The organism is Streptomyces sp. NPDC087906, from assembly GCF_055584925.1.
Window position 1 is genome coordinate 155968 of the sequence record NZ_JBVJLC010000014.1, and the last position, 25048, is coordinate 181015.

General features: G+C 70.3%; 18 protein-coding genes and 1 tRNA gene. 6 read left to right on the forward strand and 13 right to left on the reverse strand.

All coding sequences use genetic code 11. From position 1 onward, the window contains the following. Window positions 1-3 precede the first annotated feature (3 nt). Both ACZ63I_RS31015 and ACZ63I_RS31020 read left to right on the forward strand, forming a co-directional pair. Window positions 4-870: an ABC transporter ATP-binding protein gene (locus ACZ63I_RS31015; RefSeq protein ID WP_469342638.1), complete on the forward strand. Its 867-nt coding sequence runs from the start codon at window positions 4-6 to the stop codon at window positions 868-870. Further along, window positions 867-1583 carry an ABC transporter ATP-binding protein gene (locus tag ACZ63I_RS31020; protein ID WP_469342581.1) on the forward strand — a complete coding sequence of 239 codons (717 nt, stop codon included), beginning with the start codon at window positions 867-869 and terminating at the stop codon, window positions 1581-1583. The genes ACZ63I_RS31015 and ACZ63I_RS31020 overlap by 4 nt, the downstream gene beginning before the upstream one ends. Before the next feature lie 71 nt (window positions 1584-1654). Here ACZ63I_RS31020 and ACZ63I_RS31025 read toward each other — a convergent pair whose 3' ends face one another. Then, window positions 1655-2317 carry an ANTAR domain-containing response regulator gene (locus tag ACZ63I_RS31025; protein ID WP_041990833.1) on the reverse strand — a complete coding sequence of 221 codons (663 nt, stop codon included), beginning with the start codon at window positions 2315-2317 and terminating at the stop codon, window positions 1655-1657. Window positions 2318-2411: 94 nt separating this feature from the next. On the opposite strand from ACZ63I_RS31025, the gene ACZ63I_RS31030 reads away from it, so the two are divergent. After that, window positions 2412-2494: transfer RNA gene (locus tag ACZ63I_RS31030), tRNA-Leu, on the forward strand. A 91-nt stretch (window positions 2495-2585) separates the two neighbouring features. On the opposite strand, the gene pyk is transcribed toward ACZ63I_RS31030, so the two are convergent. Then, the gene (pyk, locus tag ACZ63I_RS31035) at window positions 2586-4019 is read right to left on the reverse strand and encodes a pyruvate kinase (protein WP_469342582.1); all 1434 of its coding nucleotides are present in this window, start codon (window positions 4017-4019) and stop codon (window positions 2586-2588) included. Window positions 4020-4156: 137 nt separating this feature from the next. After that, complete coding sequence (locus ACZ63I_RS31040; RefSeq protein WP_469342583.1) at window positions 4157-4882, reverse strand: SIMPL domain-containing protein; 726 nt, start codon at window positions 4880-4882, stop codon at window positions 4157-4159. A gap of 142 nt (window positions 4883-5024) precedes the next feature. Here ACZ63I_RS31040 and ACZ63I_RS31045 point away from each other — a divergent pair, with 142 nt between their 5' ends. Then, window positions 5025-6833 (forward strand): bifunctional metallophosphatase/5'-nucleotidase, encoded by a 1809-nt coding sequence (locus tag ACZ63I_RS31045; RefSeq protein ID WP_469342585.1) that lies wholly within the window; start codon window positions 5025-5027, stop codon window positions 6831-6833. 18 nt (window positions 6834-6851) lie between these two features. On the opposite strand, the gene ACZ63I_RS31050 is transcribed toward ACZ63I_RS31045, so the two are convergent. The 4 genes from ACZ63I_RS31050 to ACZ63I_RS31065 form a co-directional block, all read right to left on the reverse strand. Then, window positions 6852-8267 carry a lysine N(6)-hydroxylase/L-ornithine N(5)-oxygenase family protein gene (locus tag ACZ63I_RS31050; protein WP_469342586.1) on the reverse strand — a complete coding sequence of 472 codons (1416 nt, stop codon included), beginning with the start codon at window positions 8265-8267 and terminating at the stop codon, window positions 6852-6854. Window positions 8268-8456: 189 nt separating this feature from the next. Then, window positions 8457-10994, reverse strand: coding sequence for an aminopeptidase N (gene pepN, locus ACZ63I_RS31055; protein WP_469342587.1), 2538 nt, complete (start codon window positions 10992-10994; stop codon window positions 8457-8459). 575 nt (window positions 10995-11569) lie between these two features. Continuing rightward, on the reverse strand, window positions 11570-11905 hold the full coding sequence (locus ACZ63I_RS31060; protein WP_469342588.1) for a chorismate mutase: 336 nt from the start codon (window positions 11903-11905) through the stop codon (window positions 11570-11572). A gap of 129 nt (window positions 11906-12034) precedes the next feature. Beyond that, entirely contained in the window at window positions 12035-12808 is a 774-nt protein-coding gene (locus ACZ63I_RS31065) for a S1 family peptidase (protein ID WP_469342590.1), read from the reverse strand. A gap of 201 nt (window positions 12809-13009) precedes the next feature. Here ACZ63I_RS31065 and ACZ63I_RS31070 point away from each other — a divergent pair, with 201 nt between their 5' ends. Both ACZ63I_RS31070 and ACZ63I_RS31075 read left to right on the forward strand, forming a co-directional pair. Continuing rightward, entirely contained in the window at window positions 13010-13909 is a 900-nt protein-coding gene (locus ACZ63I_RS31070; RefSeq protein WP_469342591.1) for a hypothetical protein, read from the forward strand. Window positions 13910-13972: 63 nt separating this feature from the next. Next, complete coding sequence (locus ACZ63I_RS31075; RefSeq protein ID WP_469342592.1) at window positions 13973-15550, forward strand: ankyrin repeat domain-containing protein; 1578 nt, start codon at window positions 13973-13975, stop codon at window positions 15548-15550. 24 nt (window positions 15551-15574) lie between these two features. On the opposite strand, the gene ACZ63I_RS31080 is transcribed toward ACZ63I_RS31075, so the two are convergent. The 6 genes from ACZ63I_RS31080 to gltB form a co-directional block, all read right to left on the reverse strand. Continuing rightward, window positions 15575-15961 (reverse strand): barstar family protein, encoded by a 387-nt coding sequence (locus ACZ63I_RS31080; protein ID WP_469342593.1) that lies wholly within the window; start codon window positions 15959-15961, stop codon window positions 15575-15577. 43 nt (window positions 15962-16004) lie between these two features. Then, window positions 16005-16394 (reverse strand): guanyl-specific ribonuclease, encoded by a 390-nt coding sequence (locus ACZ63I_RS31085; RefSeq protein ID WP_469342594.1) that lies wholly within the window; start codon window positions 16392-16394, stop codon window positions 16005-16007. A gap of 172 nt (window positions 16395-16566) precedes the next feature. Then, on the reverse strand, window positions 16567-18174 hold the full coding sequence (locus ACZ63I_RS31090) for a DEAD/DEAH box helicase (protein ID WP_469342596.1): 1608 nt from the start codon (window positions 18172-18174) through the stop codon (window positions 16567-16569). 266 nt (window positions 18175-18440) lie between these two features. After that, a complete protein-coding gene (locus ACZ63I_RS31095) occupies window positions 18441-18644 on the reverse strand; it encodes a cold-shock protein (RefSeq protein ID WP_015607926.1) in 204 nt (67 codons plus the stop codon). Window positions 18645-18993: 349 nt separating this feature from the next. After that, the gene (locus ACZ63I_RS31100; protein WP_469342598.1) at window positions 18994-20454 is read right to left on the reverse strand and encodes a glutamate synthase subunit beta; all 1461 of its coding nucleotides are present in this window, start codon (window positions 20452-20454) and stop codon (window positions 18994-18996) included. Then, entirely contained in the window at window positions 20447-25006 is a 4560-nt protein-coding gene (gene gltB / locus ACZ63I_RS31105; RefSeq protein WP_469342599.1) for a glutamate synthase large subunit, read from the reverse strand. Before gltB ends, ACZ63I_RS31100 begins: the two co-directional genes overlap by 8 nt. Window positions 25007-25048: the final 42 nt, after the last annotated feature.

Sequence of the window (25048 nt, forward strand, 5' to 3'; positions counted from 1 at the left end):
ACGATGACAACCGCGACCACCACCACCGTCCTCCAGGCATCCGGCGTCACCATGCGGTTCGGCGGCCTCACCGCCGTACGCTCCGTCGACCTCACCGTCAACAGCGGCGAGATCGTCGGGCTGATCGGCCCCAACGGCGCCGGCAAGACGACCTTCTTCAACTGCCTCACCGGGCTCTACGTGCCCACCGAGGGCACCGTCGCCTACAAAGGCACCGTCCTGCCCGCCAAACCGCACCTCGTCACCAGCGCCGGCATCGCCAGGACCTTCCAGAACATCCGGCTCTTCGCCAACATGACCGTCCTGGAGAACGTCCTCGTCGGACGGCACACCCGGACGAAAGAAGGACTCTGGTCCGCGCTGCTCCGCGGTCCCGGCTTCAAGAAGGCCGAAGAGAAGTCACGCGCACGCGCCATGGAACTGCTGGAGTTCATCGGCCTCCAGCACAAGGCCGACCACCTCTCGCGCAACCTCCCCTACGGCGAACAGCGCAAGCTCGAAATCGCCCGCGCACTCGCCAGCGAACCCGGGCTGCTGCTCCTCGACGAACCCACCGCCGGCATGAACCCGCAGGAGACCAGGGCCACCGAGGAACTGGTCTTCGCCATCCGGGACCAAGGCATCGCCGTGCTCGTCATCGAGCACGACATGCGCTTCATCTTCAACCTGTGCGACCGGGTGGCCTGCCTCGTCCAGGGCGAGAAGCTCGTCGAAGGCACGCCCGACGTCGTCCAGGCCGACGAACGCGTCATCGCCGCCTACCTCGGTACGCCGATGGACGACGACACCGATGCCGATGCCGGTTCCGGTGCCGACGACACCACTCCCGCCGCACCCGCCGCCGGAAACGCGGAAGGAGAAACCAAATGACCGCGCTGCTCGAAGTCGAAGACCTGAAGGTCGCCTACGGCAAGATCGAAGCCGTCAAGGGCATCTCCTTCAGCGTCGAAGCCGGCCAGGTCGTCACCCTCATCGGCACCAACGGCGCGGGCAAGACCACCACCCTGCGCACCCTCTCCGGGCTGCTCAAGCCGGCCGGCGGCCGTATCACCTTCGACGGGAAGCCACTCGCCGGAATCCCCGCCCACAAGATCGTCTCCCTCGGGCTCGCCCACTCCCCCGAGGGCCGGCATATCTTCCCCCGCCTCACCATCGCGGAGAACCTCCAGCTCGGAGCGTTCCTCCGGACGGACAAGGCGGGCATCGAAAAGGACGTCCAGCGCGCTTACGACCTCTTCCCCATCCTCGGGGAACGCCGGAAGCAGGCTGCGGGAACGCTCTCCGGCGGCGAACAGCAAATGCTCGCCATGGGCCGCGCCCTGATGTCCCAGCCGAAACTGCTCATGCTGGACGAGCCCTCCATGGGCCTCTCGCCCATCATGATGCAGAAGATCATGGCGACGATCGTCGAACTCAAGGCGGCCGGCACGACGATCCTGCTCGTGGAACAGAACGCGCAGGCGGCGCTGTCGCTGGCCGACCACGGCCATGTGATGGAAATCGGCAACATCGTCCTTTCCGGCACGGGACAGGACCTGCTGCACGACGAGTCGGTGCGGAAGGCGTACCTGGGCGAGGACTGACGCCGCGCAGGTAAGGCTGAGGCCCGCCCCGATACGTTTCCGGGGCGGGCCTCAGCCGTGGCAACGCCGTACTACGAGCCCTGCTCGCCCTTGGCGGCCTTCTTCTCCTCGGCGTCCTCGATGACGGCCTCGGCGACCTGCTGCATCGACAGCCGGCGGTCCATGGACGTCTTCTGGATCCACCGGAAAGCGGCGGGCTCCGTCAGCCCGTACTGCGTCTGCAGAACCGACTTCGCCCGGTCCACCAGCTTCCGCGTCTCCAGCCGCTGCGTGAGGTCGGCGACCTCCTGCTCCAGCGTCCGCAGCTCGGTGAAGCGCGACACGGCCATCTCGATGGCCGGCACCACGTCGCTCTTGCTGAACGGCTTCACCAGATACGCCATGGCCCCGGCATCCCGCGCCCGCTCCACCAGATCGCGCTGCGAGAACGCGGTCAGCATCAGGACCGGCGCGATCGACTCGGCGGCGATCTGCTCGGCGGCGGAGATCCCGTCCAGGACGGGCATCTTCACATCCAGGATCACCAGATCGGGCCGGTGCTCCCGCGCCAACTCCACAGCCTGCTGCCCGTCCCCGGCCTCACCGACGACGGAATAGCCCTCTTCTTCGAGCATCTCCTTGAGGTCGAGACGGATCAGCGCCTCGTCCTCGGCGATGACGACACGCGTCGTCAGCGGCGGGACGTGCGACTTGTCGTCATCGTCGACGGGCTGGGGCGACTCGGGGGTGGTCACGGGGAGCTCCTTGTAGCGGGGCGCAGGCTGCATCCATGAGCCTACCTAGCAGCGGTGAGGTCCGGTGACCCGGTAGACTTTCGCGCAGCGCCGCGCCGGGTTGGTGGAACGGTATACACGGAGGTCTCAAACACCTCTGCCCGAGAGGGCTTGCGGGTTCGAGTCCCGCACCCGGTACGAGTCTGCGACGAAGTGGATGTTCACGTCCTCGTGAACATCCACTTTTCGTTGTCCGGCGCCACGGCGTGTACGGGGCGGGCCCGACTCGCTACTTCGGGCTGTCGTCCTCGCCTATGTGGTGGACGCGGACCATGTTGGTCGTGCCGGCCACCCCCGGCGGGGAGCCCGCTGTGATCACCACCACGTCGCCCTGCCGGCAGCGGCCGCTGCTCAGGAGTAGTTCGTCGACCTGGTCGACCATCGCGTCCGTCGAGTCCACGTACGGGCCAAGGAACGTTTCCGTGCCCCAGGTGAGGTTGAGCTGGCTGCGGGTGGCCGGGTCCGGGGTGAAGGCCAGGAGGGGGATCGGGGAGCGGTAGCGGGAGAGGCGTTTGACCGTGTCGCCGGACTGGGTGAAGGCGACCAGGGCCTTCGCGCCGAGGAAGTCGCCCATTTCCGCCGCCGCGCGGGCGACCGCGCCGCCCTGGGTGCGGGGTTTGCTGCTTTCGGTGAGTTCCGGGAGGCCCTTGGCGAGGAGGTCCTCCTCCGCCGCCTCGACGATGCGGCCCATCGTCCGGACCGTTTCGACCGGGTACTTTCCGACGCTGGTCTCGCCGGAGAGCATGACCGCGTCCGTGCCGTCGATGACGGCGTTCGCGACGTCGGAGGCCTCCGCGCGGGTGGGGCGGCTGTTCTCGATCATGGAGTCGAGCATCTGCGTGGCGACGATGACCGGTTTGGCATTGCGCCGGGCGAGATTCACGGCGCGCTTCTGGACCATGGGGACTTGTTCGAGGGGCATTTCCACGCCGAGGTCGCCGCGCGCCACCATGATTCCGTCGAAAGCGGCCACGATGCCGTCGATGTTCTCGACGGCCTGGGGCTTTTCGACCTTGGCGATGACGGGAAGGCGCCGGCCTTCTTCGTCCATGATCCGGTGGACGTCGGCTATGTCCGCCCCGCTGCGTACGAAGGACAGGGCGATGACGTCCGCGCCGGTGCGCAGCGCCCAGCGGAGGTCGTCGATGTCCTTTTCGCTGAGCGCGGGGACGGAGACGGCGACGCCGGGGAGGTTGAGCCCTTTGTGGTCGGAGACCATGCCGCCTTCGACGACCGTGGTGCGCACGCGCGGTCCGTCGACCCCGGTGACTTCGAGGGTGACTTTTCCGTCGTCCACCAGGATGCGTTCACCGGTGGTGACGTCGGCGGCGAGCCCCGGGTAGGTGGTGCCGCAGGTGTGGCGGTCGCCGTGGTGGGGTTCGACGGTGATGGTGAACGCGTCGCCGCGTTCAAGGAGTACGGGGCCCTCGCGGAACGTGCCGAGCCTGATCTTCGGGCCTTGAAGGTCGGCGAGGATGCCGACGTTGCGGCCCGTCTCGTCCGCCGCTTTGCGCACCCGCTGGTACCGGTCTTCGTGCTCGGCGTAACTGCCGTGGCTGAGATTGAGTCTCGCGACGTCCATTCCGGCTTCGACCAGGGCTTTTATCTGGTCGTACGAGTCGGTTGCGGGCCCCAGGGTACAGACGATCTTTGCTCGGCGCATATATCGAGAGTAGACCTTACCGATGGGTAGGTAATTGGACCGGAATGACGAGGTAACAACCTCCGGGTTAAAGGTTGTTGACAAAGCTTGAATTGTGCGGGGGGTCGCTCTTTTGAGCAATTCCCCGGCCTTTTCGGTTACGCGCCGAGATCGGGCGGTGTCATGGTGAAGCGGGCATTCACCTGTGCGTAAACGGTCTGCCGCTGCGGTTCGAGATCGAGCGCGGGGGCCTCTTCCTCCTGGCCGCCGCCGAAGGCCGCGCGGCTGCGCATCGCGCCGCCGGGCGCGGGGGGCGCGTAGCTCGCGGCGGTGTTCTCGGCGCCGAGGTCGGCTAGTTCCACGAGGGCCGCGAGGTCGGCGCCGACGGCTTCGGCGTACTCGCGGGCGCGCTGCACCGCTTCGCGTACGGCTTGCCGGCGGGCCTCGCCCCGGGCGGGCGAGTCGGGGCGCAGCGCCCACCAGGGCCCGGTGACATGGGTGAGGTCGAGGTCGGCGAGGCGGGTGGTGAGTTCGCCGAGTGCGGTGAAGTCGTTGAGTTCGGCGGTGAGATGGACCCGCCCGTGGTAGGTGCGGATGCGTTCGGTCCGGCCGCGCCTGGTCAGTTCGGGGCTGATGGAGAAGGCGCCGGTCTCGATCTTCTCGACGGCCTCGCCGTAGCTCTTGACGAGGTCGAGCACCTGGCTGTTGCGGCGGGTGAGGTCGTCCAGCGCCGTGCGGCGGTCGGTGCCGCGGGCGTCGACGGCGATGCTGATACGGGCGATCTCCGGGTCGACTTCGAGGCGCGCCTCGCCGCGTACGGCGACGCGCGGGGCGCCGGGGGTGCCGTACGGGACGGCGGTGTCCGTGGGCGTTTCGGCCGTCATGGGCGTTTGCTCCTTCGCGGGCGGGGACTTGGGGCTGCGGCGCGTCAGGTGTTCACTCTGGCAGGTGTTGTCCGGTGGGGGCTCGTGGGTCATTATCTACGCGCGTTGTTTCATCGGGATCGGGTTAAGACGAGGGAGTGGCATGTCGCTGGATCGTAGGACTTTCCTGGGGAGTTCGGCTGTGGCCGGTGCGGGTGCGGCGCTGGTGGGAGGAATCGCGGCGCCGGCCGAGGCGCACGGCCACAAGCCGGGGCACGGCGGCCATGCGCCCCAGCGCTACTCGTTCACGGTGCTGGGCACGACGGATCTGCACGGTAACGCCCTGAACTGGGACTACTTCACCGACAAGGAGTTCGACGACGCGGCGCACAACGATGTGGGCCTGGCGAAGATCTCGACGATGGTGGACGGGATCCGCAAGGAGCGCGGCCGGCGCAACACGCTGCTGATCGACGCGGGTGACACGATCCAGGGCACCCAACTGTCGTACTACTACGCCAAGGTCGACCCGATCACCGCGAAGCACGGTCCGGTGCACCCGATGGCGCAGGCGATGAACGCGATCGGCTACGACGCCGCGGCGCTGGGCAACCACGAGTTCAACTACGGCATTCCGGTGCTGCGGAAGTTCGAGGAGCAGTGCGACTTCCCGCTGCTGGGGGCCAACGCCCTGGACGCGAAGACGCTGCGCCCCGCGTTCGCGCCGTATGTCATCAAGAAGCTGCGCACCCCGCAGGGCCGTGAGGTGCGGGTGGCGGTGCTGGGGCTGACGAACCCGGGGATCGCGATCTGGGACAAGGTGAACGTGCAGGGGAAGATGACGTTCCCCGGCCTGGAGGAGCAGGCGGCCAAGTGGGTGCCGAAGCTGCGCTCGATGGGCGCCGACGTGGTGATCGTCTCCGCGCACTCGGGCTCGGACGGCACGTCGTCGTACGGTGACCAGGTGCCGTACGTGGAGAACGCGGCCTCGCTGGTGGCGGAGCAGGTGCCGGGCATCGACGCGATCCTGGTGGGCCACGCGCATGCGGAGATCCCGGAGCGCCGGGTGGTCAACAAGAAGACCGGCAAGGAGGTCGTGCTCTCCGAGCCGCTCAAGTGGGGCCAGCGGCTGACGGTGTTCGACTTCGACCTGGTCTGGGAGCGGGGCGGCTGGTCGGTGGAGCGGGTCGCTTCGAAGGTGCTGAACTCGAACACGGCCGTCGAGGACAAGAAGATCACCAGGATGCTCGCGGGTGAGCATCGCAAGGTGGTGGCGTATGTGAACCAGGTGATCGGTACGTCGTCGGTGACGATGACGACGGCCGAGGCGGCCTGGAAGGACGAGCCGATCATCGACCTGATCAACCATGTGCAGACGGAGACGGTGAAGGCGGCGCTGGCGGGCGGCGAGTACGCGGCGTTGCCGGTGCTGTCGCAGGCGTCGTGCTTCTCGCGTACGGCCGTGATCCCTGCGGGCAATGTGACGATCAAGGACGCGGCGGGTCTCTACCCGTTCGAGAACACCCTGGAGGCGCGCCTGCTGACGGGCGCTCAGATCCGGGAGTATCTGGAGTTCTCCGCGCGGTACTACGTGCAGACGGCGGCGGGCGCTCCGGTGGACCCGGCGAAGCTGACGAACGCGGGCAACACACCGGACTACAACTACGACGCGGTGTCGGGTCTGACGTACGAGATCGACATAGCGAAGCCGGTCGGCTCGCGGATCGTGGATCTGCGGTTCGAGGGTGCGGCGCTGGATCCGGCGGCGCGGTTCGTGCTGGCGGTGAACAACTACCGGGCGAGCGGCGGCGGCAACTTCCCGCAGGTGGCCAACGCCCAGCAGGTGTGGGCCAATTCGGACGAAATCCGCAACACGATCATCGCGTGGGTGCAGGCGGCGGGTTCGGTCGATCCCGCGTCGTTCGCCTCGGTGGACTGGAAGCTGACGCGGGACGGTACGCCGGTGTTCTAGACGGCCGTCGCGCTGGTCTCAGCGGACTTCGGTGAGCGGGACCAGGCCCCTGGGTGCGGGCACCTTGCGGGTCCGGTCCTGTCCGTCGAGTCCGAAGCTGGTGAAGGCGGTGCGCCGGGGCAGCGGGTAGGGCTCGTTGCCGGTGAGGTGGTTGAGGATGGTGGCGCTGCGCCAGGCGGCGAGCCCGAGGTCGGGGGCTCCGACGCCGTGGCTGTGCCGCTCGGCGTTCTGGACGTAGACGGATCCGGTGACGGACGGGTCCAGGACGAGCCGGTGGTGTTCGTCGATGCGCGGGCGGGTGGCGGCGTCGCGCCGCATGTACGGGTCGAGTCCGGCGAGGACGCGGTCGAGCGGGCGCTCCCGGTAGCCGGTGGCGAGGACGACGGCGTCGGTGGTGAGCCGGGACCTGGCGCCCTGCTGGGTGTGTTCGAGGTGGAGTTCGACCTTGGTGGTGGCGACGCGGCCCGCCGTGCGGACGTTGACCCCTGGGGTCAGCACGGCGTCGGGCCAGCCGCCGTGCAGGGTGCGGCGGTACAGCTCGTCATGGATGGCCGTGATGGTGCCGGCGTCGATGCCCTTGTGCAACTGCCACTGCTTGGGCAGCAGTTCGCCGCGCACGTGTTCGGGCAGCGCGTGGAAGTAGTGGGTGTAGTCGGGCGTGAAGTGTTCGAGGCCGAGCTTCGAGTACTCCATGGGCGCGAACGCCTCGGTGCGGGCGAGCCAGTGCAGTTTCTCGGCGCCGGCCGGACGGGCGCGAAGCAGGTCGAGGAAGACCTCGGCGCCCGACTGGCCCGAGCCGATGACGGTGATGTGCTCGGCGGCGAGGATCCGTTCGCGGTGGTCGAGGTAGTCGGCCGCGTGGATGACGGGCACGGCGGGTGTCTCGACGAGCGGCTTGAGGGGCTCGGGGATGTACGGCTCGGTGCCGACGCCGAGGGCGATGTTGCGCGTGTAGGTGCGGCCGAGGGCCTCCGCCTCGCCTTCACCGTCGAGCTGGGTGAAGTCGACTTCGAAGAGGCCGCGTTCGGGGTTCCAGCGGACCGCGTCGACCTGGTGTCCGAAGTGCAGCGCGGGGAGCTGCTCGCTGACCCAGCGGCAGTAGGCGTCGTACTCGGCGCGCTGGATGTGGAAGCGCTCGGCGAAGTAGAAGGGGTAGAGCCGCTCGCGGGCGCGCAGGTAGCTGAGGAACGACCAGGGGTTCGCGGGGTCGGCGAGGGTGACGAGGTCGGCGAGGAAGGGCACTTGGAGGCTGGCGCCCTCGATGAGCAGCCCCGGGTGCCAGTGGAAGGCGGGGTTCTGGTCGAAGAAGGCGGCGTGGATGCCGCCGTGCACGCCGTCGGCGAGCGCGGCGAGGGAGAGGTTGAACGGGCCGATGCCGATGCCCACCAGGTCGTGCGGCTGGTCGAGGTCGTCCGGGGCTTGGGGGGTGGTCATCGGCTGGGGTGCCTTCCACGAGGGTGACAGGGCCTTCGGGGGCTGGACTGCCCCGGTGTTCAACGACCCGTGCCCGGCACCGGTATTGCCCCTTGAGGGTGGTTTGGGCGCGGCCGGCGCGGGTTCCCTGACGGGTGCCGCACCGGCCGCGTACTCGCGTATCAGGCTCCGCGTAGCGCGCTTCGCGTATCAGGCTCCGCGTACGCGCAGGGCGCGGGCGAGGTCGTCGATCTGGTCGGCCAGCTTGCGGCGCAGCGCCGGGGACAGCTCGCCGTGGTCGAGCGCTTCCCTGCCGAGGCGGAGGTTCTCCTGGTCGACGGCGTACTGCGGGAAGGCGTGCCGGCCGACGGCTTCGGCGATGGCGGTGCCGCGCCGGCTCGCGAGCGCGGCGGCGTCGGTGTAGTAGCGGGGCACGTAGTCGCGCAGGACGTCCGTGTGTTCGGGCTGCCAGAAGCCTTGCGCTGTGGCGGTGAAGAGGTAGTTGGACAGGGTGTCGTCGGTGAACAGCCGGGCCCAAGCGGCTGCTTTGGCCTCCGGGCTCGGAAGTGCGGCCCGGCAGCGGGCGGCGCCTTCCTGCCCTGTGGCGCTGGGATCGCGGTCGAGTTCGGCGGCGATGGCGGGCTCGTCGACGGCGCCGAGCACGGCGAGCCGGGTGAGGACGCGCCAGCGGAGTTCGGGGTCGAGGTCGGGGCCGCCGGGCACACCGCCGGAGCCCAGCCACTCCTGGATGGCGGCGGGTTGGGTGGCCGCGTCGATGAAGTGGCGTACGGCGGTGAGGCGCAGCCCCGGGTTGCTGCCGTCCTCGGTGCGGCGGATCAGGTCGCGGCAGATGTCGGTGAGGGTGCCGAGTGCGGTGTGCCGCTGGGGCGCCGGGAGGTAGCGGTCGGTGATGTGGTCGGCGGCGAAGACGAGGACGCCCTGCACGACGGCGAGGTCGGGTTCGTGCGGGAGGTGGGTGCGGGCGGCTTCGAGGTGCGCGGCGGGGGCGAGTCGGCCGTCGCGGACCATGTCGCGTGCCGCGTTCCAGATGACGGCGCGGGTGAGCGGGTCGGGGATGCCGGAGAGCGAACTGAGCGCGGTGGCCCAGGATTCGGGGTCGAGCCGGATCTTGGCGTAGGTGAGGTCGCCGTCGTTGAGCACGACGAGCGCCGGCCGGGCGCCGGGGCGGGTGAGGGGCCCATCGGCGCGGGACCCTTCGCCGCTGGATCCCTCGGCGCGGGACCCCTCGACGCGCGGGACGTCGAGGTCGAGGCGGTCGCGCTGGATGAGCCGGCCCGGGTCGACGACGTCGACGTCGTACGTGCCGACGGTGATGTGGTGGGGGCGGCTGCCGTCGTGCGCGACGTCGAGGGTCCAGCCGTCGGCCGTGTCGGCGACGGTGGCGGTGAGGGTGTCGACGCCGGTGGTGCGCAGCCACGCGTCGGCCCAGGCGTGCACGTCGCGTTCGGTGGCCTGGCCGAGGGAGTCGATGAAGTCGGCGAGGGTGGCGTTGCCGAACTTGTGCCGGGCGAAGTGCGTGTTGATGCCGGCGAGGAAGTCCTTCTCGCCGAGCCAGGCGACGAGTTGGCGCAGCGCGGAGGCGCCCTTGGCGTAGGAGATGCCGTCGAAGTTGAGCATGGCGGCGGCCACGTCGGGGACGGCTTCGGGGTCGGGGGCGACGGGGTGGGTGGTGGGCCGCTGGTCGGCGTCGTACCCCCAGGATTTGCGTCCGACACCGAAGTCGACCCAGGTGTCGGTGTACCGGGTGGCCTCGGTGAGGACCTGGTAGCCCATGTACTCGGCGAAGGACTCGTTGAGCCAGATGTCGTCCCACCAGGCGAGGGTGACGAGGTCGCCGAACCACATGTGGGCCATTTCGTGGGCGATGACCATGGCGCGGGTCTGGCGTTCGGTGTCGGTGACGGCGGAGCGGTAGATATACCCGTCGCGGAAGGTGACGAGTCCCGGGTTCTCCATGGCGCCCCAGTTGAACTCGGGGACGAACGCCTGGTCGTAGGAGTCGAAGGGGTAGGGCTCCTCGAACTTCTCGTGGTAGCGGTCGAAGCAGGCGCGGGTGAGGCCGAGGATCTCGTCGGCGTCCACGTCGAGGTGGGGCGCGAGGGAGCGGCGGCAGTGGATGCCGAAGGGCAGTCCGGCGTGTTCGGTGCGTACGGAGTGCCAGGGGCCCGCGGCGACGGCGACGAGGTAGGTGGAGATACGCGGGGTGGGGGCGATGCTCCAGCGTCCCGCGCCGTTGTGGGTGGCGACGCCGTTGCCGAGGACGGTCCACTCCTCGGGGGCTGTGACGTCGACTTCGAAGACGGCCTTGAGGTCGGGCTGGTCGAAGGAGGCGAAGACGAGGGAGGCGTCGTTGGGGCTGACCGCGGTGTAGAGGTAGGTCTCGCCGTCGGCCGGGTCGGTGAAGCGGTGCATACCTTCGCCGGTGTGCGAGTACGGCATGTCGGCCTCGACGCGCAGCTCGTGCGCGCCGGGGTCGAGCCCGGTGAGGGCGAGCCGGTTGCCGGTGAGCGCGCCCGGGTCGAGCGGGTGGCCGTCGAGGGTGAGGGTGCGCAGTGCGGCCGGCCTGAGTTCGACGAAGGTGTCTCCGGCAGCCCGGGTGGTGAAGTGGATGGTGGTGCGGGAGTCGAAGGTGTCGTCACCGGTGGTCAGATCGAGGCTGATCGAATACCGGTGGACTTCGAGGAGCCGGGCACGGGTCTGCGCTTCGTCGCGCGTCAGTACGGACATGGGGCCATGCTGCCTGATGGCCCAGGACGAGTGCAGCAGGGCTCCGCACGCGGCCGAAGCCCCGCGGTTACCCCTTACCGGGGCCCGCGCTGTGCGGTCGTCCGCCCTCGGGCCTGTCTGACACATAGCACCGTCCGCCCACAGGGCGGGCTTGCGGCGTCTGGTGCGTGCGATCGCAAGGCGGAGGGTCGTCCTCGTACTGGACATACGCCGACGAGCCCGCCGAGCCGACAACGCGGCGAGCGTGCGTGCCAGGCGTCGCAAGCCAGGCGGGATGTGTCAGACAGGCCCTAGGGGCCCGTGGCGGCTGCCGGGTGCTGTCGCGCGGCGCGGAAGTGCCGGGTGTCCCGGACGAGTCCGGCGGGGTTCCGCGAAGGGCCGAAGCCCCGCGGGCCCGGCCTGGGGAGTGTCCGCGACGTATCGTCGTCCGCCCTTTGGGCGGGGCTCGCGGTGGCCGGTGCGTGCGATCGCAAGGCGCCGATGTGCCCTTGTAGCGGAGCTACTCGGGCAGGTCGGCAACACCGCGAGCGTGCCTGCCAGGCACCGCGAACCAGACGAGACTTCGCGGACACGACCTAGGAGCGCTGGGCCGCGTTGTCGCGGGCGTCCGCGATCGTCTCGTGGTGGCGGATCACTTCGGCGACGATGAAGTTGAGCAGCTTCTCGGCGAACGCCGGGTCGAGCTTGGCGCTTTCGGCGAGGCGGCGCAGCCGGGCGATCTGGCGGGCCTCGCGTGCCGGGTCGGCGGGCGGCAGGTGGTGGGCCGCCTTGAGGTGGCCGACCTGCTGGGTGCATTTGAAGCGTTCGGCGAGCATGTGTACGACGGCGGCGTCGATGTTGTCGATGCTCTCGCGGAGGCGGTTCAGCTCGGCTGTTGCGGACGCGTCGTCGGCCGGGTCGCTCGTGGTCATGGTCGGGCAGCTTAGACGCAGCGGGCGGCCGGGGCGGGAGGCTGCTCAGGATGCGGGACACGCGTACGGGTGGTGCGGTGGGCCGGTTCGTACGCGTGTCCCGTTCCGGTGGTGCCGGTCCGGCTCAGATCACAGCGTGGCGGCTGCCGACGCGATGGCGGAGGCGAAGGTGGACACCTGGCTGTAGACGCCGGGGTAGTTCGGGCGGGCGCAGCCGTTGCCCCAGCTCACGATGCCGACCTGGATCCAGGCGCCGGCGTTGTCCTTGCGGAACATGGGGCCGCCGGAGTCGCCCTGGCAGGTGTCGGTGCCGCCCTGGGCGTAGCCCGCGCAGATCTCGTCGCTCGGGACGAGGTCGCTGCCGTAGGACTGCTGGCAGGTGGCGTCGGAGACGTACGGCACGGTGGCCTTGAGCAGGTAGCGCTGCTGGGCGCCGCCCTCGGTGGCCGAGCCCCAGCCGGCGATGGTGAAGGTGCCGGTGTTGTAGGTGGTGGTGGTGGCGATCTTCAGGGTGGGCTGGTTGATGTTCTTGGCGAGCTTGATCAGCGCCCAGTCCTTGCCGAAGCCGTTGTAGCCGGGGGCCTGGAGCACCTTGGTGGACTTGACCTTGACGGCGCTGGCGCTCTGCAGGTCCACGACGCCGGCCGTGGCGGTGATGCTGGTGTTGTTGCCGCTTCCGTCGACGCAGTGGGCGGCGGTGAGGACGATGTTGGGGGCGTAGAGCGCGCCGCCGCAGCCCATGGACAGGCGGACCATGAACGGGAATTCGCCCTGGGCGGCGCGGGTGCCGCCGACGACCGGCGCGGGGGCCGCCGATGCGGAGGAGGGCTGGAGGCTGACGGCTGCGAGGATGACGGCGCCGGCGGCGGCGCATCTCTTGAGGGTGCGCAGGAGCTGCTTCAACGGACTGCCCTTCGTGGGGGTCGGGTTCGTACTCCGCCGGGCCCATGGGATGTCATGTGCCCGACAAATGTTGAACCGGAGTATGGAGAGCCCGCAGAGGTCGCCACAAGTGGCTGTTTTCAGCCATCCGGCCGCCCCGCCGTATTCTTGACCCGGGCCGGCCGCCGCACCGCTGTGCGGCCTCGCAGTGGGGGTGCTGATGTGACAGACGGCAGTGAGGTCGTCCACGGCTACCCGCATCTCGACACGGTCCGCGCGGCCCTGACCGCCCTGTACCGGCGGCTCTCGCCCGACACGATCCTCTCGTACGCGCCGAGCGTCGCCCCCGGCGACGTCGCCTTCTCCGACATGGACGATCTGCATCTCGGCGCCCAGCGGGTGGCCCGCGCGCTGGTCCAGCAACTGCGGCTGCCCGACGCGCGGATGATCGTGAGCTTCGCCGAGATGGAGCACGCGGCGAGCGTCGAGCTGACCGCGGGACCCGAGTACTTCATCGAGCTGAACGACCGGTTCCGTACCCACCGCAGGGACATCGGCGCCGCCCTCGCGCACGAGATCACCCATGTCCTGCTGCACCGGCTCGGGCTCAGCTTCCCCGGCACCCGGGACAACGAGATCCTCACCGACACCGCCACGACGTACCTCGGCGCCGGGTGGCTGCTGCTCGACGCGTACCGCGAGGACCGCGACTCCAGCCAGAAGCTCGGCTATCTCACCCCCGAGGAGTTCGGCTACGTGCTCGCGAAGCGGGCGCTGGTCTTCGAGGAGGACCCCCGGATCTGGTTCACCAGCCCGCAGGGGTACACCGCGTACACCAAGGGCAGGGCGCAGGCCCTGCGCGACGAGCAGCAGCCGCCGCTGACCACGGCCGGCTGGGCGGGCAGGCACCGCTACGCCAAGGACCGCCGCTACGCGCTGGAGCACCCCGCCGCTCCCCCGGCGGCCGACCCCGGCATGCCGTACAGCTTCGAACACGCCGGGGACGGGCTGCGGGTCGCGTTCGCCTGCCCCACATGCCGGCAGCGGATCCGGGTACCGGTCCGGGGCCGGGTCAGAGCCCGGTGCGGGCTGTGCAGGACCGTGCTCGAATGCGATACGTGAGGGAAAGGCGCGCCCCCGAGGGGCGCGAGGGTCATGGCGAACGGCAGACCCTGGGGTCGAAGCATGACCGGTGAGCCCACGGCGGGGGTCCAGGGCCTGTTCGCCGCTGTGTACGGCGGGGCGCAGGACACCGTCGTCCAACTGCTCAGGGCCGGGGTGCCGGCCGAGGCCACCGACGAGGACGGGCAGAGCGCGCTGTATCTGGCGGCGGTCAGCGACGAGGCGGGCGTGGCGCGGCTGCTGCTGGCCGCCGGCGCGGACCCGGACCGGGCGAGCGGCCCCGACGGCGCGGATCTGCCGCTGTGCGGCGCCGCGTGCGGCGGGCACACCGAGGTCGTACGGGCGCTGCTCGCCGGCGGCGCGCGGCCCGACCGGCGTGAGGCGTTCGGGTTCACCGCCGTCGCCTGGGCGGTCGTCCAGGGCTTCGCCGACACGCTGGAGGCGCTGCTGGAGCACGGCGCCGACCCGGATCTGCCGGGTCCCGGCGGGGAGCGGCCGCTGGTGCTGGCCGCCCGCAGGGGCTCGCCCGCGGCCGTACGGGCGCTGCTGCGGCACGGCGCGGGGCTCCACGACGAGGGCGCGCGGGAGGCGGCGCTCGCCGAGGCGCTGCGCTGGTCGGCGCTGGACGTGGAGCACGAGCTGCGCGAGGGGCTGCGGCGCGCCTACGGGGACGGCTACGGGACGGTGGTGCGCCGGGTCGTCGCCGACGGCTCGCAGAGCGTCGTGGTGGAGCTGGTGGGCGACGACGGGGTGCCGGTGGCGGGGCGGGAGCAGCAGACGGGGCACGCGGCCGTCGCGACGGTGCTGGAGGCGGAGCTGGCGGTCGCCACCCCGTACGAGGAGCTGGCGCTGCGCGCGCTGCGGTGCGGCGACCCGGAGCGCGACGACTGGCTGGAGTCGGTGGCAGCGCTGTGGCGGCGCGGCGATGAAGAAACGTTCCAGGCGGTCGCCGCCTGGTGTGCGGACGACGATCCGCTGCGGCGGGCCTTCGCCGCCGACGCGCTGGGCAGGCTGGGGACGGTCCGGGCGCACGACGACGCGGACGGTGCGAGCGGCACCGGCAGCGCCGGTCCGTTCACCGCGCGGGCGGTGGCGCTGCTGGGCGAGCTGTCCCGGACGGCGAAGGAGCCTGAGCCGGCCCGCGCCGCCGTGCGGGCGCTGGGGCGGTGCGGTGACCCGTCGGCGCTCCCTGAGATCCTGCGCCACGCCGGTCATCCGGACGCCGGTGTGCGGCGGGCGGTGGCGCTGTCGCTGCCCGAGGTCCTGGCCGGGACGGCCGGGACCCCGGCCGTCGACGGCGGGGCCGTACGGGCGCTGGTGGCCCTGAGCGGGGACGCGTGGGCATCGGTCAGGGCGCGGGCGGTCCCCGCGCTGGCGGTCGCACCGGCCGACGCGGCGGAGATCCGCGAGGCGCTGGCCGCGCGGCTCGACGACGCGGACGCCGGGACGGCGGCCTGGGCGGCGTACGGCCTGGCGGTACGTCAGGACGGGCGCGCCGTCGCGGCGTTGGCCAGGATCCTCGGGGACGAGGACCCGGCGGGCCACGCGCGCGCCACGGCGCTGGACGCGGTGCGGTACGTCCCCGACAGCCAGGACCGGCTCATGCTGGAGAGCACGCTGCCGCGCCGCAGCCGTATGTGAGGGGCCGTCAGACATGACGGGCCGTCAGAGCAGTCGCAGTTTGCCCGGCGCCCGCTCCTCCATGATCTCGACCAGCCAGTCGAAGACCGTGGGCCCCCTGCCGGCCTTGGCCTCGGCCAACTCACCCTGGATCGCGGTCCGGCTGTCGGGGTGGGCGCGGGCGAGCCGCCGCTGGAGCGCCGCCGCGGTCTCCTGGTGGCCGAGGGCGGCCCTGGACAGCTCGTGGCGGCGCCATTCGATGACGAAGTCGCCGTCGTCGGGCGTGCCGTACCCGCCGCTCAGGCAGTCGGCGAACGCGTCGAGATTGCTGCCGAAGTAGCCGCCGGGGCCGTTCACGGCGGCGCCGATCACCTGCCAGAAACGTTCGAGGCTGGTGACCTCCGCCCCGTCGATCACATACGTCACCGTCATGGGGCGGAGGTTACCTTTCCGTGCGGTCAGCGGCCGTCAGCGGTCAGCAGTTGTAGTTGACGAGCTTGAACGACGCGTAGTGGTCGGCGGTGTAGTAGTCCTCGTTGTTCTTCTTGCCGGTGATGATGCGGCGCGCGCCACGGTCGGGAGAGCCGGGCGTCACCACGGTGTACTCGTGGTAGTAGCTGCTCGACTGGCTGGGCAGCAGGTGCTCGCGGTTCTGGAAGACGGCGCCGTCCTGGGAGTACGGGAACGGGCCGCCGGCCTCGATGAGGTCGAGGGTGTGGTGGGCCTGGGAGGGGAGGCTGCCGTAGCAGATGCTGCCGACGGCGGCCGGGGCCGCGGTGGCGGAGGCGGAGATACCGCCGACAAGGAGCGTGGAGGTCAGGGCGACGAGTCCGCCGAGAGCGGCGATACGTGGGGGAATTCGCATGGCCCTATGATGACGCGCGTAGACAGGTACACGTCAATGCTAACTCCCGGTAATTTCCCGGAAGTTAACCGATCCGCGACGAATCGTGCGGCGCTGTGCACCGAACCGCCCGGCAGCACGCGGGTGCGTGCTGCCGGGCGGCAGGGACGGTTCGGGCCGAAATACGGCGAGGTCAGGCAGCGGTGCGCCGGCCGCCCTCGGAGCTGCCCCGGCCACGGCGGCCGCGGCCGCCGCCCGCGCGCGGCGCGGTCTCCAGCCGGGCGCCGCCGCCGCTGCCGGTACGGGCTCCGCCGCCGGTCGCGCCCGCGCGCGCCGTACCGCCGGAACCGCCGGACCCGCCGGAACCGCGTCCCGCGCCCCGGGTGCCGGAGCGGGCAGGGCGCGAGGTGCGGGCCTTCTGCTTGCCCTGGACGACAGGCTGCGGCACATCGATGATGACGGCGACCCCGGAGGGCTCCCGCGCGCCGGTGAGCCGCGCCAGCTCCTCGTCGGTCGACTTGATGCTGGCGGACCTGGGGGCGATACCGGCGTCGGACATCAGCCGGGTCATCTCCCTGCGCTGCTCGGGCAGGACCAGCGTGACGACACTGCCGGACTCGCCCGCACGGGCCGTACGGCCGCCGCGGTGCAGATAGTCCTTGTGGTCGACGGGCGGGTCCACGTTGACGACCAGGTCCAGGTCGTCGACATGGATACCGCGCGCAGCGACGTTCGTGGCCACGAGCACGGTCACCAGTCCTGTCTTGAACTGGTCGAGGGTGCGGTTGCGCTGCGGCTGGGAACGCCCGCCGTGCAGCCCGGACGCCCGGACGCCACTGGCCAGCAGCCGCTTGACCAGCCGGTCGACGGACCGCTTGGTGTCGAGGAAGAGCAGCACGCGGCCCTCACGCGCGGCGATGCGCATGGTCACCGCCTTCTTGTCCGTCTCGTCCATGACGTACAGCAGGTGGTGCTCCATCGTGGTCACCGCGCCCTGGGACGGGTCGACGGAGTGCACGACGGGGTCGGTGAGGTACTGCTTCACCAGCCGGTCGATGTTCTTGTCCAGCGTGGCCGAGAACAGCATCCGCTGGCCGTCCGGCTGCACCTGCTTGAGCAGCGCGGTGACCTGCGGCATGAAGCCCATGTCGGCCATCTGGTCGGCCTCGTCGAGGACCGTGATGGTCACCTGGTCGAGCCGGCAGTCGCCGCGCTCGATGAGGTCCTTGAGCCGGCCAGGCGTGGCGACGAGCACCTCGGCGCCGCGCCGCAGTTGGCCCGCCTGCTTGGAGATGGACAGGCCGCCGACGACGGTGGCGATCTTCAGATTCACCGCTGTGGCGTACGGGGTGAGGGCGTCCGTCACCTGCTGCGCCAGCTCGCGGGTGGGGACCAGCACCATCACCAGGGGCGCCTTGGGCTCGGCGCGGCGGCCCGCCGTACGGGCGAGGAGCGCGAGGCCGAAGGCGAGGGTCTTGCCCGAGCCGGTGCGCCCGCGGCCGAGGATGTCACGGCCCGCGATGGCGTTCGGCAGGGTGGCGCCCTGGATGGGGAAAGGTTCCGTCACGCCCTGGGCGGTGAGCGTCTTCAGCAGTCCCGCGGGCATGTCCAGCTCGTCGAAAGCCTGGACGGCGGGCAGTGCGGGGGTAATGGACTCCGGCAGGGTGAATTCGGCCGGACGGGCGGGGGCGCGGCGGGCGGGAGCTTTCGACACGCCTTTCGCTGCTCCCCTGGTACGGGAATTCACCGGGCGCTTGCCTGCTGTTCTTCCAGCACGGTCCTGGCGTTCGGGTCGAGTCATTCGGTAAAGCCTTTCTGGGCCTAGCGCCGTGACCGGCGATGGGTGCCTGTCAACAGCGGGTCCGGGGCGTGTGTGCGCCGGCCGGCCGGGAGCCCTCGGGTATTCCGCGAGCGGTCGGGACCGATGGCCGGGACAGGGGGCACGCGTGCCGGGGACCGCGACAGGGCGAATGTCGCCGGGAGCGGGAACGGCACTAGGGACAGCGCGAGCCGGGACCCGCACCGTGCAGGTGCAGGTCCCGGCTTACGAGGTACGCGTCCGGGCGATTAGGCCGGGACGATGTTCTCCGCCTGCGGGCCCTTCTGGCCCTGCGTGACGTCGAACGAGACCTTCTGGCCCTCCTGGAGCTCACGGAAGCCCTGGGTGGCGATGTTCGAGTAGTGGGCGAAGACGTCGGCGCCGCCGCCGTCCTGCTCGATGAAGCCGAAGCCCTTTTCCGAGTTGAACCACTTCACTGTGCCTGTAGCCATGTCATTCTCCTAAAACAGGTGCAGAGCCGGAAATCCGCACTTTACGAATTCCTCGTCGCCGCATTGAGCCCCATCCGGAGAAAACCGGCAGAAACAACAATGCACCTGAAGAGGAGAGTCAGCATTCCCGTCAGGCGCACATAAAGTTCATGGGTACCAAAACTGCAACGCAGTCAGCCTAGCATGCCCCGGCGGTGAATGACGGGCGGGGACACGCCGGTGATCCACATGCCACGGCGCCTGCCGTCGTCCGGTCGGGGACTGGGGGCAGGCGCCGCGTCTTGCGGAGGGTCCGGAGGACATCCCCCGGGCCGACACCGCCCGTACGCCTTTGTACGGGACGTCTGGTTCAGACCATCATCGCGCGGTCCGTCGGCTTGATCGGGGCGTGCAGATCGCTGGCCCCGGTCAGATAGCTGTCGACGCCGCGCGCAGCCGAGCGGCCCTCGGCGATGGCCCACACGATCAGGGACTGGCCCCGGCCCGCGTCACCGGCAACGTACACGCCGGGGACGTTGGTCGCGAAGTCGGCGTCCCGCGCGATGTTGCCGCGCCCGTCGAGTTCGAGGCCGAACTGCTCGACGAGACCGTTGGACTGGTCGGTCCCGGTGAAGCCCATGGCGAGCGTGACGAGCTGCGCGGGGATCTTGCGCTCGGTGCCGCTCTGCGGGTTGAGCTTGCCGTCCTTGAACTCGACCTCGGTGAGGTGCAGGTACTGGACGTTGCCGTCCTCGTCGCCCTCGAAGTGGGTGGTGGAGACGGAGTAGACCCGCTCGCCGCCCTCCTCGTGGGCCGAGGTGACCTTGTAGAGCATCGGGAACGTCGGCCACGGCTGGTGGTCGGCGCGCGCGTCGCCGGGCCGCGGCATGATCTCCAACTGGGTGACGGAGGCGGCGCCCTGGCGGTGCGCGGTGCCGACGCAGTCGGCGCCGGTGTCGCCGCCGCCGATGACCACGACGTGCTTGCCCGCCGCGTTGATCGGGGAGACCGTGAGGTCGCCCTCCTGCACCTTGTTGGACGGCGGCAGGTACTCCATCGCGAAGTGGATGCCGTTCAGCTCGCGCCCCGGTACGGGCAGGTCGCGCGAGACGGTGGCGCCGGCCGCGATGACGACGGCGTCGTACCGCTTGCGCAGCTTCGCCGCGTTCAGGTCGCGGCCGACCTCGACCTCGGTGCGGAACTTGGTCCCCTCGGCGCGCATCTGCTCGATGCGACGGTTGATGTGGGACTTCTCCATCTTGAACTCGGGGATGCCGTAGCGCAGCAGTCCGCCGATGCGGTCGGCGCGCTCGTACACGGCGACGGTGTGCCCCGCCCTGGTGAGCTGCTGGGCGGCGGCGAGTCCCGCGGGGCCCGAGCCGATGACGGCGACCGTCTTGCCGGACAGCCGCTCGGGCGGCTGCGGGGTGACGTCGCCGCTCTCCCACGCCTTGTCGATGATGGAGACTTCGACGTTCTTGATGGTGACGGCGGGCTGGTTGATGGACAGCACGCACGCCGACTCGCAGGGCGCCGGGCACAGCCGCCCGGTGAACTCGGGGAAGTTGTTGGTGGCGTGCAGCCGCTCTATGGCCGCCTGCCAGTCCTCCCGGTACGCGTAGTCGTTCCACTCGGGGATCAGGTTGCCGAGCGGACAGCCCTGGTGGCAGAACGGGATGCCGCAGTCCATGCAGCGCCCGGCCTGCTTGCTGATGATCGGGAGCAGCGAGCCCGGAACGTAGACCTCGTTCCAGTCCCTGACGCGCTCGTCGACCGGGCGGGAGGTGGCGACTTCGCGCGCCGTGGTGAGAAAGCCCTTCGGGTCAGCCATTGGTCGCCGCCTCCATCATCTTCTCGGTGGTCTCGGTCTCCGAGAGTCCGGCCAGCTCGGCGGCGTCCTTGGCGGCGAGCACTGCCTTGTACGTAGTGGGGATGATCTTGCTGAAGCGGGTGACGGCGGTGTCCCAGTCGTCGAGCAGCCGCCCGGCGACGGTGGAGGCCGTCTCCTCCTGGTGCCGGCGTACCGCCTCGTGCAGCCACTGCTTGTCCGCTTCGTCCAGCGGGCCGACGGCCGACAGGTTCCCGGAGTTGACGTTGTCCGGGTCGAGGTCGATGACGTACGCGATGCCGCCGGACATGCCGGCCGCGAAGTTGCGTCCGGTCTCGCCGAGCACGACGGCGTGGCCGCCGGTCATGTACTCGCAGCCGTGGTCGCCGACGCCTTCGGCGACGACGGTGGCGCCGGAGTTGCGGACGCAGAACCGCTCGCCCGTCCTGCCGCGCAGGAACAGCTCGCCGCCGGTGGCGCCGTAGGCGATGGTGTTGCCCGCGATGGTGGAGTACTCGGCGAGGTGGTCGGCGCCGCGGTCGGGCCGTACGACGACCCGGCCGCCGGACAGGCCCTTGCCGACGTAGTCGTTGGCGTCGCCTTCGAGGCGCAGGGTGACTCCGTGCGGCAGGAAGGCGCCGAAGGACTGGCCCGCCGAGCCGGTGAAGGTGATGTCGATGGTGTCGTCGGGCAGCCCTTCGCCGCCGAACTTCTTCGTCACCTCGTGGCCCAGCATCGTGCCGACGGTGCGGTTGATGTTGCGGATGGCGATCTGCGCCCGCACCGGCTGGGCCGCCTCGGCGCTCTCGGCGCCCAGCGCGTCGGCGGCGAGCTTGATCAGCTCGTTGTCGAGGGCCTTGCCCAGGCCGTGGTCCTGCTCGGTGGTGCGGTGGCGTGCGGTGCCCTCGCCGAGCAGCGGCACGTGGAAGAGCGGCCGCAGGTCCAGGCCCTGGGCCTTCCAGTGGTTGAGTGCCCGCTCGGTGTCGAGGAGTTCGGCGCGGCCCACGGCCTCTTCGAGGGTGCGGAAGCCCAGCTCGGCGAGGAGTTCGCGGACCTCTTCGGCGATGAACTCGAAGAAGTTGACGATGTACTCGGCCTTGCCGGTGAACCGTTCCCGCAGGACCGGGTTCTGGGTGGCGATGCCGACGGGACAGGTGTCGAGGTGGCAGACGCGCATCATGACGCAGCCGGAGACGACGAGCGGCGCCGTGGCGAAGCCGAACTCCTCGGCGCCCAGCAGCGCGGCGATGACGACGTCGCGGCCGGTCTTGAGCTGGCCGTCGGTCTGCACGACGATGCGGTCGCGCAGCCCGTTGAGCAGCAGGGTCTGCTGGGTCTCGGCGAGGCCCAGCTCCCAGGGGCCGCCCGCGTGCTTGAGCGAGGTGAGCGGGGACGCGCCCGTACCGCCGTCGTGGCCGGAGATGAGCACCACGTCGGCGTGCGCCTTGGAGACCCCTGCGGCGACGGTGCCGACGCCGACCTCGGAGACCAGCTTCACGTGGATGCGGGCCTGCGGGTTGGCGTTCTTCAGGTCGTGGATGAGCTGGGCGAGGTCCTCGATGGAGTAGATGTCGTGGTGCGGCGGCGGGGAGATCAGACCGACGCCCGGGGTGGAGTGCCGGGTCTTGGCGACCCAGGGGTAGACCTTGTGCCCGGGAAGCTGGCCGCCCTCGCCGGGCTTGGCGCCCTGGGCCATCTTGATCTGGATGTCGTCGGCGTTGACCAGGTACTCGCTGGTGACGCCGAACCGCCCGGAGGCGACCTGCTTGATCGACGAGCGGCGCTGCGGGTCGTAGAGCCGGTCGGCGTCCTCGCCGCCCTCGCCGGTGTTGGACTTGCCGCCGAGCTGGTTCATGGCGACGGCCATGGTCTCGTGCGCCTCTTGGGAGATCGAGCCGTACGACATGGCGCCGGTGGAGAAGCGCTTGACGATCTCGGAGACCGGCTCGACCTCGTCGATGGAGATCGGTTCGCGCGGCGAGGAGATGTTGAACAGGCCGCGCAGCGTCATCAGCCGCTCGGACTGCTCGTTGACCCGGTCGGTGTACTTCTTGAAGATGTCGTAGCGGCGGGAGCGCGCGGCGTGCTGGAGCCGGAAGACCGTCTCGGGGTCGAAGAGGTGCGGCTCGCCCTCGCGGCGCCACTGGTACTCGCCGCCGATGTCGAGCTTGCGGTGGCTCGCCGAGATCCCGGAGGCGGGGTAGCCCTTGGCGTGCCGGGCGGCGACCTCCTGGGCGACGACGTCGAGTCCCGCTCCGCCGATCTTGGTGGCGGTGCCGGAGAAGTACCGCTCGACGAACTCCTCGTCCAGGCCGACGGCCTCGAAGACCTGCGCGCCCCGGTAGGAGGCGACGGTCGAGATGCCCATCTTGGACATGACCTTCAGGACGCCCTTGCCGAGCGCGTAGATCAGGTTGCGGATGGCCTGCTCGGGCTCCAGGCCCTCGATGAACGTACCGGCGCGCACCAGGTCCTCGACGGACTCCATCGCGAGGTACGGGTTGACGGCGGCGGCGCCGAAGCCGATGAGCAGCGCGACATGGTGCACCTCGCGCACGTCGCCCGCCTCGACGAGCAGCCCCACCTGGGTGCGCTGCTTGGTGCGGATGAGGTGGTGGTGCACGGCGGCCGTGAGCAGCAGGGACGGGATCGGGGCGTGCTCGGCGTCGGAGTGCCGGTCGGAGAGCACGATGATCCGGGCGCCGGACTCCAGCGCCTCGTCGGTCTCGGCGCAGATCTCGTCGATACGGGCGGCGAGGGTCTCGCCGCCGCCGTTGACGCGGTAGAGACCGGAGAGCGTGGCGGCTTTCATGCCGGGCATGTCGCCGTCCGCGTTTATGTGCACGAGCTTGGCCAGCTCGTCGTTGTCGATCACCGGGAACGGCAGGGTGACGCTGCGGCAGGACGCGGCCGTGGGCTCCAGCAGGTTGCCCTGCGGGCCGAGGGACGAGCGCAGCGAGGTGACCAGCTCTTCCCTGATGGCGTCCAGCGGCGGGTTGGTGACCTGCGCGAAGAGCTGGGTGAAGTAGTCGAAGAGCAGCCGGGGGCGGGCGGAGATCGCCGCGATGGGCGCGTCGGTGCCCATCGAGCCGATCGGCTCGGCGCCCGCGCGCGCCATCGGGGCGAGCAGGACGCGCAGCTCTTCCTCGGTGTAGCCGAAGGTCTGCTGGCGGCGGGTGACCGAGGCGTGGGTGTGCACGATGTGCTCGCGCTCGGGCAGGTCCTCCAGCTCGATCTCGCCGGTCGCCAGCCATTCCTCGTACGGCTTCTCGGCGGCGAGGGTCGCCTTGATCTCGTCGTCCTCGATGATGCGGTGCTCGGCGGTGTCGACGAGGAACATCCGGCCGGGCTGGAGGCGGCCCTTGCGGACGACCTTCGCGGGGTCGATGTCGAGGACGCCGACCTCGGAGGAGAGGACGACGAGGCCGTCGTCGGTGACCCAGTAGCGCCCCGGGCGCAGCCCGTTGCGGTCGAGCACGGCGCCGACCTGGGTGCCGTCGGTGAAGGTGACGCAGGCGGGGCCGTCCCAGGGCTCCATCATCGTCGCGTGGTACTGGTAGAACGCCCGCCGGGCCGGGTCCATGGAGTCGTGGTTCTCCCACGCCTCGGGGACCATCATCAGCACCGAGTGCGGCAGCGAACGGCCGCCGAGGTGGAGCAGTTCCAGCACCTCGTCGAAGGACGCCGAGTCGGAGGCGTCGGGCGTGCAGAGCGGGAAGATCCGCTCCAGCTTCTCGGGGCCGAAGAGTGCGGAGCCGAGCTGGGACTCGCGGGCCTTCATCCAGTTGCGGTTGCCCTTGACCGTGTTGATCTCGCCGTTGTGCGCGACGAAGCGGTACGGGTGGGCGAGCGGCCAGCTCGGGAAGGTGTTGGTGGAGAAGCGGGAGTGGACGAGTGCGATGGCCGTGGCGAACCGGCGGTCGGACAGGTCGGGGAAGAACGGTTCGAGCTGGCCGGTGGTGAGCATGCCCTTGTAGACGATCGTCCGGGCGGAGAGCGAGGGGAAGTACACCCCGGCCTCCCGCTCGGTGCGCTTGCGCAGCAGGAACGCCTTGCGGTCGAGGGCGATGCCCGTGCTCGTACCGTCGGCGACGAAGAGCTGGCGGAAGACCGGCATCGTGGCGCGGGCGATGGAGCCGAGCATCTGCGGGGCGACGGGGACGTCGCGCCAGCCGAGGACCGTCAGGCCCTCCTCGGCGGCGATCGTCTCGATCTGCGAGACGGCGTCCTCGTAGTCGACGGCCGGCAGGAAGGCGATGCCGACGGCGTACGAGCCTGCCTCGGGCAGCTCGAATTCCGTGACCTCGCGGAAGAAGGCGTCAGGCACCTGGAGCAGGATTCCGGCGCCGTCGCCGGAGTCGGGCTCGGAGCCGGTGGCACCGCGGTGTTCGAGATTGCGCAGTACGGTCAGCGCCTGCTCGACCAGCGCGTGGCCGGCTACACCGGTGAGGGTGGCCACGAACCCGACACCACAGGCGTCGTGCTCGTTACGGGGGTCGTACATCCCTTGCGGGGCAGGGCGACCGTCCATGGGCGACCAGGCGTGGGAACGCATCGGCTCTCCCGTCGTCGTCGTGGCATATGCGATAACCGAGGG

Coding starts and splice junctions, on each gene's coding strand:
- ACZ63I_RS31100 (WP_469342598.1), bottom strand. CDS start 20,454: ATGGCTGACCCGAAGGGCTTTCTCACCACGGCGCGCGAAGTCGCCACC.
- ACZ63I_RS31020 (WP_469342581.1), top strand. CDS start 867: ATGACCGCGCTGCTCGAAGTCGAAGACCTGAAGGTCGCCTACGGCAAG.
- ACZ63I_RS31080 (WP_469342593.1), bottom strand. CDS start 15,961: ATGACGGTGACGTATGTGATCGACGGGGCGGAGGTCACCAGCCTCGAA.
- ACZ63I_RS31015 (WP_469342638.1), top strand. CDS start 4: ATGACAACCGCGACCACCACCACCGTCCTCCAGGCATCCGGCGTCACC.
- gltB (WP_469342599.1), bottom strand. CDS start 25,006: ATGCGTTCCCACGCCTGGTCGCCCATGGACGGTCGCCCTGCCCCGCAA.
- ACZ63I_RS31045 (WP_469342585.1), top strand. CDS start 5,025: ATGTCGCTGGATCGTAGGACTTTCCTGGGGAGTTCGGCTGTGGCCGGT.
- pyk (WP_469342582.1), bottom strand. CDS start 4,019: ATGCGCCGAGCAAAGATCGTCTGTACCCTGGGGCCCGCAACCGACTCG.
- ACZ63I_RS31050 (WP_469342586.1), bottom strand. CDS start 8,267: ATGACCACCCCCCAAGCCCCGGACGACCTCGACCAGCCGCACGACCTG.
- ACZ63I_RS31040 (WP_469342583.1), bottom strand. CDS start 4,882: ATGACGGCCGAAACGCCCACGGACACCGCCGTCCCGTACGGCACCCCC.
- ACZ63I_RS31095 (WP_015607926.1), bottom strand. CDS start 18,644: ATGGCTACAGGCACAGTGAAGTGGTTCAACTCGGAAAAGGGCTTCGGC.
- ACZ63I_RS31060 (WP_469342588.1), bottom strand. CDS start 11,905: ATGACCACGAGCGACCCGGCCGACGACGCGTCCGCAACAGCCGAGCTG.
- ACZ63I_RS31075 (WP_469342592.1), top strand. CDS start 13,973: ATGACCGGTGAGCCCACGGCGGGGGTCCAGGGCCTGTTCGCCGCTGTG.
- ACZ63I_RS31085 (WP_469342594.1), bottom strand. CDS start 16,394: ATGCGAATTCCCCCACGTATCGCCGCTCTCGGCGGACTCGTCGCCCTG.
- pepN (WP_469342587.1), bottom strand. CDS start 10,994: ATGTCCGTACTGACGCGCGACGAAGCGCAGACCCGTGCCCGGCTCCTC.
- ACZ63I_RS31090 (WP_469342596.1), bottom strand. CDS start 18,174: ATGACTCGACCCGAACGCCAGGACCGTGCTGGAAGAACAGCAGGCAAG.